Origin of the sequence: Nostoc sp. FACHB-190 (assembly GCF_014696905.1) — a bacterium.
Lineage (GTDB): Bacteria > Cyanobacteriota > Cyanobacteriia > Cyanobacteriales > Nostocaceae > Nostoc_B.
In genome coordinates, this window is the sequence record NZ_JACJQW010000018.1 from 145,351 (window position 1) to 158,289 (window position 12,939).

General features: G+C 36.8%; 3 protein-coding genes. 2 read left to right on the plus strand and 1 reads right to left on the minus strand.

Translation table 11 applies throughout. The features are described from left to right. The first annotated feature begins 64 nt into the window (after window positions 1–64). Window positions 65–5,788 carry an ATP-binding sensor histidine kinase gene (locus H6G28_RS19885; protein WP_190673409.1) on the plus strand — a complete coding sequence of 1,908 codons (5,724 nt, stop codon included), beginning with the start codon at window positions 65–67 and terminating at the stop codon, window positions 5,786–5,788. Window positions 5,789–5,905: 117 nt separating this feature from the next. On the opposite strand, the gene H6G28_RS19890 is transcribed toward H6G28_RS19885, so the two are convergent. Further along, window positions 5,906–11,860 (minus strand): ATP-binding sensor histidine kinase, encoded by a 5,955-nt coding sequence (locus H6G28_RS19890; RefSeq protein WP_190673412.1) that lies wholly within the window; start codon window positions 11,858–11,860, stop codon window positions 5,906–5,908. Between the two features lie 143 nt (window positions 11,861–12,003). On the opposite strand from H6G28_RS19890, the gene H6G28_RS19895 reads away from it, so the two are divergent. Beyond that, window positions 12,004–12,939: serine/threonine protein kinase (locus H6G28_RS19895; protein ID WP_190673415.1), on the plus strand; the 936-nt coding region annotated here is incomplete at its 3' end.

A 12,939-nucleotide genomic window follows, 5' to 3' on the forward strand; every position in this document is an offset into this window, starting at 1 on the left:
AAAAACTTAAATAGCTTGCTATATCTGGGAATACTAAATCTAAACATTGTGAGGATTTAAAAGTATGTTTGATACCATTGTGAATATTCCTGGATATAAACTCACCAAAGAACTTTACAATGGTTCCAGAACTCTGGTTTATCGCGGATATCGAGAAAATGACGCATTAAAAGTAGTCATTAAGCTGCTGAAAAATCCTTATCCCAGCTTTCGGGAATTGGTACTATTTCGCAATCAATACACTATTGCCAAAAGTCTTCAGCTACCTGAAATTATCCAAACTTATAGCTTAGAACCTTATCAGAGTGCTTATGCTTTGGTAATGGAAGACTTTGGGGGAATATCTCTCAAAGAGTGGATGGAGCAGCAAGAAAGCAATTTGTCTCTCAGAGACTTTTTGCCTGTGGCAATTGCTATGAGTAATATCTTAAATATTCTTTATCAAAACCGCATCATTCATAAAGATATTAAGCCTACCAATATATTAATTAATTTAGAAACTAAGCAAGTTAAATTAATTGACTTTAGTATTGCATCTCTGTTGCCACGAGAAACTCAAATGTTAATTAGTCCTAACGTACTGGAAGGCACACTTGGTTATTTGTCTCCAGAGCAAACCGGACGAATGAATCGAGGTATTGATTATCGCACTGATTTTTATTCTTTAGGTATCAGTTTTTATGAATTACTCACAGGAGAATTACCATTTCAGTCTGAAGATGCGATGGAATTGGTACATTGTCATATAGCTAAAACTGCACCTTTAGTACATGAAATCAATTCCCAAATTCCACCTGTAATATCAGAAATTGTTTACAAGTTGATGGCGAAAAATGCTGAAGATCGCTATCAAAGTGCATTAGGACTGAAATATGATTTAGAAAAATGCTGGTTACAATTAGAGGACACTGGAAGTATAGAAAGCTTTCCCATTGCCCAACGAGATTTATGCGATCGCTTCTTGATTCCTGAAAAATTATATGGACGAGAGCAGGAAATAAAACTAATTTTAGATACCTTTGACCGTGTTGCTCAAGGAAGCCGCGAATGTATTTTAGTTGGAGGATTTTCTGGTATTGGTAAAACCTCAATTGTCAATGAGGTACATAAACCAATCGTGCGACAAAGAGGTTATTTTATTTCTGGTAAATTTGACCAATTTCAACGTAATATTCCCTATGCTGCTATTGTGACAGCATTTCGCCAACTAGTACAACAATTACTCACAGAAAGCGAAATTCAATTTCAAAAATGGCAAGATAAATTGCAAACAGCTTTGGGTAATCAAGGACAAATCATTATTGAAGTTATCCCAGAAATTGAATTAATTATTGGTAAACAGCCTCCAGTTCCAATATTAGGGCCAATAGAAACTCAGATGCGGTTTAACTCTCTATTTCAACGTTTTATCGGCATCTTTGGCGCTTTTGAACATCCGCTTGTAATCTTCTTAGATGACTTACAGTGGGCTGATATCGGAACACTTAAGCTGATTGAACTGATGATGACGGATGCAAATATCCAAAATCTGTTAATTATTGGAGCTTATCGAGATAATGAAGTTGATGCTGCACATCCATTTATATTACTGGTTGAAGAACTCAAAAAGCAGGGACAAATAATCAACCAAATTATTCTCAATCCTTTAGGCTTAGAACAAATTAATCAACTTGTTGCTGATACTTTATATAGTGATATCGCAACAATTTCATCATTGGCAAACTTGATTATAGCTAAAACAGAAGGAAATCCCTTTTTTGTCAATGAATTCCTCAAAGCATTGTATCAGGAAGAGTTATTAATATTTAATTCTGAGATGAGAATATGGCAGTGGGATATCGCCCAAATTGAAGCTAGAGGTATTACTGATGATGTTATTGAATTGATGATAGGAAAACTGCAAAAACTACCAGAAACAACACAAAAAATTCTCAGTTTGGCAGCTTGTATAGGAGCTAACTTTGATTTAAATACTTTATCAATTATTTGTGAAAAATCTCACCAATATATTTACATTAATTTAGAATTAGCCCTGCAACCAGGATTTATTATCCCCACATCTAAATTAGATGAACAACTATTAATTCAAAACTATTGCTTTGGACATGATCGGATTCAACAAGCTGCTTATGCTCTGATTCCTAGTGAAAGTAGGAAATCAATACATATTAATATTGCTCGGCTAATTTTAAGGAATATTTCGTTAGCAGAAATTTCAGAACGCTTATTTGAAATCACTGATCATTTTAATTCCGGCATTGAATTAATTGATAATTTAGATGATTGTTTACAAGTAGCTCGTTTAAATTTACAAGCTGCTCAAAAAGCTAAAACAGCAATGGCTTATGCAGCAGCCTTGAAATATATGATTGCCGGAATGAGCCTATTAAATGAAGCTATTTGGGAATATGACTCCAATTTAGTAATGAGTATGTATCGTGAACGAGTGGATATTGAATATCTCAACGGGAATTTTGAAAATTCTCTGCAATGGATTGAACATACATTACTAAAAGCTCGGACTGATTTAGAAAAGGCAGATATATACACCCAGCAAATGGTACTAAATGTTCTGGCTGGACGCTACTTTGATGCTGTGCAGATTACTGATCAGGCTTTTGCACTTTTGGGTGTGGATGTTCCAGAACATCAACCTGAATCTGTTGCTAAAGCGGGAATGAAAAAAATCAAAGCCTCCATGTTAGGAAAATCTATTTCATCTTTAATGGATTTACCAATGATGAGTGATCCCGCCAAGAAACTAGCGATGAAACTGCTAGATGAATTGCTACCAGCAACTTATGTTGCTAAACCAGAACTTTTTTCCTGGGTAATTGTCACTATGGTTTTATATTCCCTGGAATTTGGATTACATCCTAGTAGTTGTCATGGTTTTTCTTGTTATGGAATGCTCTTGGTGTTTGAGACGGAAGAATATCAAGATGCCTATGAATTTGGTAATATTGCACTGTTATTAGCTCAAAAATGGAATGAAGCTTTACAAATTAGTCGCACGGCTCATGTTTTAAGTGCATTTTTGATGAGTTGGGTTAAACCTGTGCATTTATCCTATCAACTGCAAGCTCTCGTCAAATCAGACTTAACTTATACCGGATATAGCTACGCCGAATGTTTTGGTAATCGTTTATTTGCTGGACAAAATATTGAAGAATTACTTGCAGAAAGCCAGATTATTCAACTGGAGTTAGAAAAATTTGAGAATAAGTATACTGAGGTTGTAAATGCTGTATTTCGATTTTCTTTACAGGAATTAGCTGGGGAAGCAGTTACAACCATCGAATGCGATCGCCAATTTTGGACAGAAGCAGATTTCATTGCTAGTTGTAAAGCGCAGAATCGATTAGCAGGATTGTGTACACATTACATTTTGCGTTCTTTAGTTTACTATTTGGCAGGCGATTTACCGCAAGCTTATGCACAAACTTGTAAAGCCGCCGAACTCATTTATACACGTAGAGCCGGAATGATTGTTCCTGCATTCTACCTTTATCATTGTTTGATTTTAGCTGCGTACTATTTTACAACTACAGAAGATGAACAGAAGAATATTTTAGAAGAATTACAAACTAGATTACAACAACTGCAAATTTGGTCAAACAATTGTCATGAAAATTTTGAGCATCTTTATTTACTAGTCAAAGCAGAAATTAATCATATTGCTGGTAAAGGTTTAGAAGTTATAGAAATCTATGATCAAGCTATTGCTTCTGCCCATGAATACGGATTTATCCACCATGAGGCGATCGCTAATGAACAAGCAGCAAAATTCTTATTGAATAAAGGTAAGGATGAATTTGCTTATATATATTTAAAAAAAGCTTACCTTGGTTATCAACAATGGAGAGCTAACGCTAAATGTAAGAATTTGGCTTCAGCATATCCGCAAGTTTTTATGACTAATTCCAACCCTCATTTTCATCTCTTGCCAGAAACAACAATTTCTAAAGTTGATACTATTCATCCTTTTATTTCTTCACAATCTACTACTCAAATTAACAGTTATCTCGATTTAGAAAGTATTCTGAAAGCCTCTCAAATATTAGCCAGGGAAATTCACGAAGAAAAATTACTGAAAATTCTCTTACAAGTTATGGTAGAAAATACAGGCGCACAAAAATGTGTCTTGCTCATCTCAGAGTCAGAACAGTTAATAGTAAAAGCTATCTATCAAATTGGCAATTTTCAAATTTTGACTAATCCCGAAACACTAGAAAATACCCAAGAAGTTCCGATTAGTTTGATCAATGTTGTCAAACGCACATTAAAAGATTTAATGATTATTGATGCAACTACTGAACATAAATTTGTTGGTGATTTATATATTGAGAGACACCAACCAAAAAGTATAATGTGTAGTCCGATTCTTAACCAAGGTAAACTCATGGGGGTTATTTATCTAGAGAATAATGTAGCAACTGGAGTATTTACTATTGAACGTCTCCAAGTCATCAATTTACTTTCTTCTCAAGCTGCAATATCTCTAGAAAATGCTCGGCTTTACCAACAAGTGCAAAAATCTCTAGAAGATTCATTACTCAAGCAAATTTCAATTAATCAGGCTTCCGTTGCTGTGTGGTGGATTGAAAAAGATGCTCGTATTTTCTATGTGAATGATGCTGTATGTAAAGATTTAGGATATCTGCGAGAAGAGATAATTGGGAAATATATTTTTGACTTCGATACGACTTTTAAAAAAGAATTATGGGCAGAACATTGGCAAGCAGTTTGTGAAAAAGGCGCATTTACTATTGAAAGTTGTCATCAATGTAAAAATGGGCAAATTTTTCCAGTTGAAATGACGGTTAACTATGTAGATTTCCAAGGTAAAGAATATAATTTTGTCTTTTCTAGAAATATTAGTGACCGCAAACAAGCCGAAGCTGCTGTTCAACGAAAATCCCAAGAATTAGAAACAGCATTGCAGGATTTACAACAGGCACAATTACAAATAGTTCAAAGTGAGAAAATGTCCGCTTTGGGTAATTTGGTTGCAGGTGTCGCCCATGAGATGAATAATCCTTTAGGATTTATTGCTGCGAGTCTCCAACAAGCTAAACCTAATTTGTCTGATATGATTACACATCTAAAATTATATCAAGAAAGCTTACAAACTCCAGAATATACAATTCTAGAACACGCTGAAGAAATTGATTTAGATTATATTTTAGAAGATTTTCCCAAGATGATTGAATCTATGGTTATGGCGTGCGACAGATTGAAAAATATCAGCACTAGCCTGCGGACATTTTCTCGCGCGGATCAAAATTATAAAGTTAAATTTAACTTACATGAAGGTATTGATAGTACCATTTTAATTCTCAAGCACCGCCTCAAAGCTAATAACCAGCGTCCAGCCATTGAAGTACTCACTAATTATGGTGATTTACCTCAAATTAACTGTTTTCCTGGGCAATTAAATCAGGTGTTTATGAATATCCTGGCTAATGCGATTGATGCCTTAGAAGAAGCAAGTATTGGCAAAACAGTTTCTGAAATTAAAGCTCATCCTAATTGCATTACAATTACGACGGCAATAGTAGATAAATATGTCAATATTTCCATTGCTGATAATGCTAATGGCATGGGTGAAGACATCAAACAAAAAATATTTGACCATTTATTTACTACCAAATCTGTGGGTAAAGGTACAGGTTTAGGATTGGCGATCGCCCTTCAAATTATTGAAGAAAAACACGGCGGTAAAATCACCGTTAATTCTGTTGTTGGTGAAGGAACTGAATTTATAATTTCTCTACCCATAGCTTAAGTTATATTGTGTACGCTAAAAGACTTATTATAAAGACCGCAGGGAGCAGGGAGCAGGGAGAAAGGAGAAGAAGAGTTTTGCCTTTTAACTTTTTACTTTTACCTTGCTCCATCAATCTCACGCTGGAATTTCAATCACAAATTCTGTACCTTGTCCTAAAACAGAGTGACAACTTAACTTACCACCGTGGACTTCTTCAACGATTTGCCGAGCAATGGCTAATCCTAATCCGGTACCTTTACCAACTCCTTTCGTAGTAAATAAATGGTCGAATATTTTTTGTTTAATTTCTTCGCTCATACCTTTACCGTTATCAGCAATTGAGATTTTGACAGATTTTTCTACAAGCAATGTTGTAATTTTAATTTGGTTGGTATCAGCTTTGATTTCTGTAAAGGTTCTACCTGTATTTGCTTCTTCTAAAGCATCAATCGCATTGGCGAGAATATTCATAAATACCTGATTTAACTGTCCAGGAAAACATTCTATCTGGGGCAAATCGCCGTAATCAGTGATAACTTCGATCGCGGGACGTTGTTCATTTGCTTTGAGGCGATGTTTGAGAATTAAGATGGTGCTATCAATGCCATGATGAAGATTGAATTGGACTTTGTAATCTTTATCAGCACGCGAGAAAGTCCGCAGACTAGTGCTAATATTTTTTAATCTGTCGCAAGCAATCATCATGGCATCTAGCGTTTTTGGTAAATCTTCTAACAAATAATCTAAGTCAATTTCGTCGGCATGGTCTTGAATTTCAGTACTAGGATTTTCTAGATTTACTTGATAGAGTTTTAAATGTTCTATGATATCTCCCAAATTTGGTTTAGTTTGTTTGAGAGTTGCAGAAATAAAGCCTAAAGGATTATTCATTTCATGCGCCACGCCAGCAACTAAATTACCCAAAGCAGACATTTTTTCACTTTGGATGATTTGCAATTGTGCTGTTTGTAAGTCTTGGAGAGCTTTTTGTAAGTCTAATGATTTTTGTTGTAAAGCCAGTTCAGCTTGTTTACGCTCATTAATATCTCGCATAACAACTACCGCACCAATTTTATTACCCCAAGTATCAAAGATTGCTTGACCACTAGCTAACAAAATTCTCGGTGTACCATTTTTGGGAGCAATTACCATCTCGACGTTTTCGATTTTTTCCCCTTGCAACGCACGAAGTAAAGGAATTTCATGGGTTGATAATGGGGTTTGCCCATCAGGCTGATAAAGGTCAAAATATTCTGCCCATTGTTCAGGGGGTAATGATGCTATTGGTAAGCCATGAAATTCATAAGTTGCTTTGTTAAATAAGGTCAATGTGCCGTTAGCATCACAAACAACAATTCCATCTGTAATATTATCAATGATGATATTTAAAAATTCTCGTTCTTGAGCCAGAGACGCTTCAGTTTGTTGTAATTGTGCCAGGGAAATTTGTAAGGAATGGGATTTTTCTTGTTCTCGCTCATAAAGTCGGGCATTTTCTAGCGAAATCGCCGCTTGCGTACAGAGTAAATTTAACAGTTCGACGCGATCGCTAGTGAAGGCTCCTGTTGCTAAATTATTTTCTAGATATAAAATCCCCAGCAATTTACCTTGATGCAAAATTGGACTACACAAGATACTCTTGGGCTGTTGTCGGACAATATATGGGTCGTTGGCTAAGGTATAATCTGCGACTGCATCCCGTAGGACAACAGTTTGGCGGTTGTGCTTGACTTTGTAAATTAACTTGTGGGGAATTTCTTGACTGTCTTCAACTGGAATCCTCTGCAAGACAACTGGTGGTTTTCCTTCTGTCATCAAGCCTTTGATGAACAGACGCTCATCTCGCAATAACATTAAGACACATTTATCAGCCCCAGAATTTTTCACAACAATCGCCAGCAATGTTGACAGCAATTTTCCTAGTTCAATTTCGCCAGCCAGAGTTTGATAAGCTGTGAGAATCGCTTTTAAATCGAAGGTATCGGAGATATTGCTACTAGAAGTAGGGGAACTGGTAGAGGTGAAAATTCCTGAAGCCAGGATAGTTTCGTTAGTTGTAATCGTCGCACGAGTTGATTGTAATATCGGCGCAAGTAATTGGGGATAGCGTGTTTCTAAATCGGCAATTTTGGCTTTTGCACTCCAATGGGCATAAGCATAATAAGCTTGAATCATGTATTCCTCGGCGATGCGCGGTTTATCCCATTGCAGATAAAACTTGGCGGCTAATTCTTGGGCGAGGGCTTCTTCGTTGATAAATTGATGTTCTTTAGCCAGATTTATCGCTTTGTCATAACACTCACTGGCGGCAAATTTTTCACCCAAAACTCGATGACGTTCCGCCTCGACTAAATACCATTTATGCAAGTGGTTCATCGGCGCATAACCAGCCCATTGTTGCAGAACTGTTTGGTGGCTGGCTGCAACCGCCAGCAGTTCGGCTTGTTCTGTTTCTGGCTGGTTGGGGACAAGTCCTAGATAAGTTAGCGCCGCATAAAAATGGAAAATCGGTACAAAAATCGATCCTGATACTGCCATTAAACAAGGCTTGGCTTGGTCAATATAGTTGCGTGCATTTGTATAATTAGCAAAATAGCAAGCAAGTAGCAGTTTGTAGATATAAGCTTGGGCGATCGCAATGAAGTCATTATCTTGCTGGTGCTTAGTCAGCATGAATGTTTCATTGTAGGTATTACCAATCAAGTAATCTGGTTGGTTGACTGGTTCTATTAAGTTCTCCGCCGCTTGTTTACCCAAATTCAAATATACTTGAGCCGAATATTGTTTTACCTGAGCCAATGCCAGACTATAATCAGCCATCGCTGGAACAAAACGATGCAGTTCTTCACCAGTGAAAAATCTGCCATCACTGTGACCACCCAAAGCAAAACCAGCGTGTAAAAAATCTCCGGTTTCGATACCAGTTTGGTAGGCGGTTAACAACAGAGGGATTGTGGCATCTAATCGCTCTTGGTAATGTTGAATAAAGCAGCCAAACAAAGAAAGAACGACGGATTTATGCTTTTGGATCTGAAATTTTTCCAGTAAATTGATCGCCAACTGACCGAAAGCATAGCCTGTGACTGCATCTTCTAAGAATGCACACAACACCATCCCGTGAATACCATATCCAGTTGTGGATGCTACAGTATTACCTGATTGCAGAGATAAACTCACCATCATCGAACTTAACCAGGGTAATAAACCGGGCATTCCTTGGATGATGGGTGAAAACAGCATTCCCAACACTTCGATTGCGGCTTCTGTAGTGGGATCGGTCATTAATGGCAGATTGAGCAAGTCTGCAATGTTTCTGCCTGCAAGTTGAGTATTCAGGTTTTGTAGGATGTTACCAGTCAAGGCTGGATCAGGTGCTTGTGGCAGTTCGACCCCTAATTGCGCTAATGCTGTTCTGCCAACTGCGATCGCCTCTAACACATTACTTTGTAAAACTTGGGCGGCAATTTGAATTTCATAAATTTTAACTTTATCTAAAATGCTGCGAGCCGATAGCAATACGATGCTTGCTATTTGTTCCATACTGGCAAAGTCACTAGTTAAATAACTCGCTTCCGCCGCCGCAACATAAAGATTTAAAGCCAATTCATACTGCTGAGACCAACAATTTTCTTGTAATAGTTCTAGTCCAGTTTGAAAATATATTCTGGCTGCGGAATATGCTGTAGAATTTCTGGCTTTAGTACCTGCTTTTAAATTGAGTTGTGCTAATTCTTCCTGTGCTTTTGCTTCAGTAATTAACTGAATGCCTTGATTCAAATGTCCAACAATATCAAATATTTTTTCCTCTTGTTCGGTGTCAGATAAATTTTGTTGGAGTAATTGCCCGATTTGGAGATGAGTTGCTTGTTTTCGCTCTTGAGGAATCAGCGAATAGGCGGCTTGCTGTACTCTGTCATGCAAAAATTTATACTTTGCCAATTGTTGATTAGTATTGCTTGATTCTAGGGTCAGGCGATCGCCTTCAATTCCCTGGTAAAATTTATAAACTTCACTAATGGGTAAAATTAACCCTTCTTGCAATGCTTTCCACAAATCAGCAGCAGTTTCTATCTCTGACTGCTGAGAAACAATTGCCAAAGTTGCCAAATCAAAAGAATTCCCAATACAAGCCGCTAATTGTAAGATATTTTGTGTTGATTGTGGCATTTTTTGTAATTGCCATGCCATGAAAGCCACAACATCATCTGTAAGTGCCAGTTGATTGACTTGAGTAATATCACATTGCCAACAACCCAAGTCAAAATCAAATTGAATGAGATTTTCTTGATGTAATGATTTCAGAAATTGGGTGGCAAAAAACGGATTGCCCTGGGTTTTTTGGTAGATTAATACAGAAAGATTCCATACCAAATCTTCGGGTGATTTTAGGGTATCTGATACTAATTGATTTAATTCAATTTGATTTAATGGGGCTAAATAAATAGTATTAATTGGGGTTTGTGTTTTTTGAATTTCATTTAAAGTCAACATTAATGGATCTGCTGGTTTGACTTCATTATTACGATACGCCCCAATTAAAAAAAGATAACCTGTATCAGTCATTAAAAGCTGGATTAAGTTTAATGATGCTGAATCTGCCCATTGCAAATCATCTAAAAATATCACTAAGGGATGTTCAACACAGGTAAATACTTGGGTAAACTTTTGAAATAATAAATTAAATCTATTTTGTGCTGCTGTGCCAGATAATTCTATAGCAGGTAGCTGTTTACCAATAATGATTTCTAATTCGGGAATAACTTCCATAATTACCCCGCCATTTTCACCCACAGCCGCTAAAATTTTATTTTTCCATTGTTGAATTTGTGTATCACTTTCAGTTAAGATTTGACCTATCAAGTCGCGGAATGCTTGCACAAAAGCACCCAAGGGAATATTCCGTTGAAATTGGTCATATTTACCTTTGATAAAATAACCGCGTTGTCTGACAATTGGTTTATGAACTTCATTCACAACTGCCGTTTTACCAATTCCAGATAACCCCGCAACCAGCATTATTTCTGTTGCGCCTTGGCTGACTCGTTCAAATGCTTGTAATAGAGTATCTACTTCCCCTTGTCTACCATAAAGTTTATCAGGAATAATGAAGCGATCGCATATATCCCGTTTTCCAATTTCAAAAGGTTCAATAAAACCCGTTGCTTGGAGTTGAGATAAACACTTTTCTAAATCATATTTTATTCCCAAAGCACTTTGATACCTATCCTCAGCATTTTTCGCCATCAATTTCATGACAATATCACATAAAACTTTTGGTATTTCTGCCCTTCTTCCTCCATTTTGCTCACTGAGCGAAGTCGAAGTCTGGTCACTGAGCGAAGTCGTTCGCGTTAGCGTCTCCGCAGGAGAAGTGAGCCTCCTACCTTCTAAACTAGGCGGCATTTTCGCAATATGACAATGTACCAACTCCATCGCATCATGTGATTGAAAAGGTAATTCTCCTGTGAGTAATTCATAAAAAGTCACACCTAAAGAATAAAAATCAGTCCGGTAATCAATTGGGCGATTCATTCTTCCGGTTTGTTCTGGAGAAATATAAGCAAGTGTCCCTTCTAAGACGTTAGGATTAACAATCGCTGGTGTTTCTCGTGGTAATAAAGATGCAATGCTAAAATCAATTAATTTAACTTGTTTGGTTAAAGGATTAATTAAGATATTACTCGGTTTAATATCTTTATGAATAATCCGCTCGTGATATAAAATATCTAAAGTTCTGCACAGTGAAATTGCAATTTCTAAAAACTCCTCCAGAAATTCTTCCCCATTCTTAGCCTTCCATTCTGGAAGAGAAATGCCACCAAAATCTTCCATGATTAACGCATAACCATTTTTGTATGCTTCTAAGCTATAGGTTTGAATAATTAGCGGTGAGTTGAGATTTTTGGCGATGCTGTACTGATTGCAAAAAGATAAAAGTTCACTAAAACTAGGATAAGAGTTTTTCAGCAGTTTAATGACTACAGGTAAATTGTCAGCTTCTCTGACTGTCCGGTAAACTACAGTTCTAGAACCATCATAGATTTGTTCGCTGACTATATATCCGGGAAGACTGACTGGAGTGCTAATCATAACTGCGTTCAGACTGGAGAATGTGTTATTTAGTGTTCCCAAAATTGCTTAGAGGACTTCAAAAAGCAAAAAAGTTGCTCTGAACTGTTTTATATGATGTATGTAGGGGAATAATAATCAAGTATATTTAGTAACTCATTAGTATGCTCAGTCTTCCCAACTACACACTCACCGAAGAACTATACAATGGCTCCAGAACCATAGTTTATCGAGGATATCGAAAAACTGACTCATTAAAAGTAGTCATCAAATTTCTGAAAAATCCTTACCCAAACTATCAGGAACTATTATCATTTTGTAATCAGTACACTATTACAAAAAATCTCAATTCTCCTCTCATTATTCAAACCTATAGCCTAGAATCTTATCAAAACAGTTATGTGCTGGTAATGGAAGATTTTGGTGGCATCTCTCTCAAACAATGGCTACTGCAACAAAACCAAGCATCTCTACAAGAGTTTTTAGAAATCACAATTTCACTATGCGATGCACTTGATTTGCTCTATCAAGAGGGCATCATCCATAAAGACATTAAACCCAGCAATATTTTAATAAATCCCGAAAGCAAACAAGTAAAACTAATCGACTTTAGCATCGCAACATTACTCCCAAGAGAAAGCCAAACTCTAGTTAACCCCAATGTCTTAGAAGGAACCCTAGCCTACATTTCCCCAGAACAAACAGGAAGAATGAATCGGGGTATTGACTACCGCACAGACTTCTACTCCTTGGGAGTAACATTTTACGAACTACTTACAGGAGAACTACCATTTCAATCAAACGATGCAATGGAATTGGTACATTCTCACATTGCGAAAATGCCACCTAGTCTAGAAAACAGGAGGCTCACTGAGCGAAGTCGAAGTGAGCAAAATCCAGGAGATACAAGAGAAGAAATACCAAAAGTTTTATGCGATATTGTCAGCAAACTAATGGCGAAAAATGCCGAAGACAGATATCAAAGCACCTTGGGATTGAAATATGATTTAGAAAAATGCTTGCGTCAACTCAAAGAAACAGGTGAGATAGAGAATTTTATCATTGGACAGAGGGACTTGTGCGATCGCTTCCTCATCCCT

Excerpts from the sequence above, each read along its gene's own strand:
- H6G28_RS19885 (WP_190673409.1), top strand. The coding sequence starts at position 65 with ATGTTTGATACCATTGTGAATATTCCTGGATATAAACTCACCAAAGAA.
- H6G28_RS19890 (WP_190673412.1), bottom strand. The coding sequence starts at position 11,860 with ATGATTAGCACTCCAGTCAGTCTTCCCGGATATATAGTCAGCGAACAA.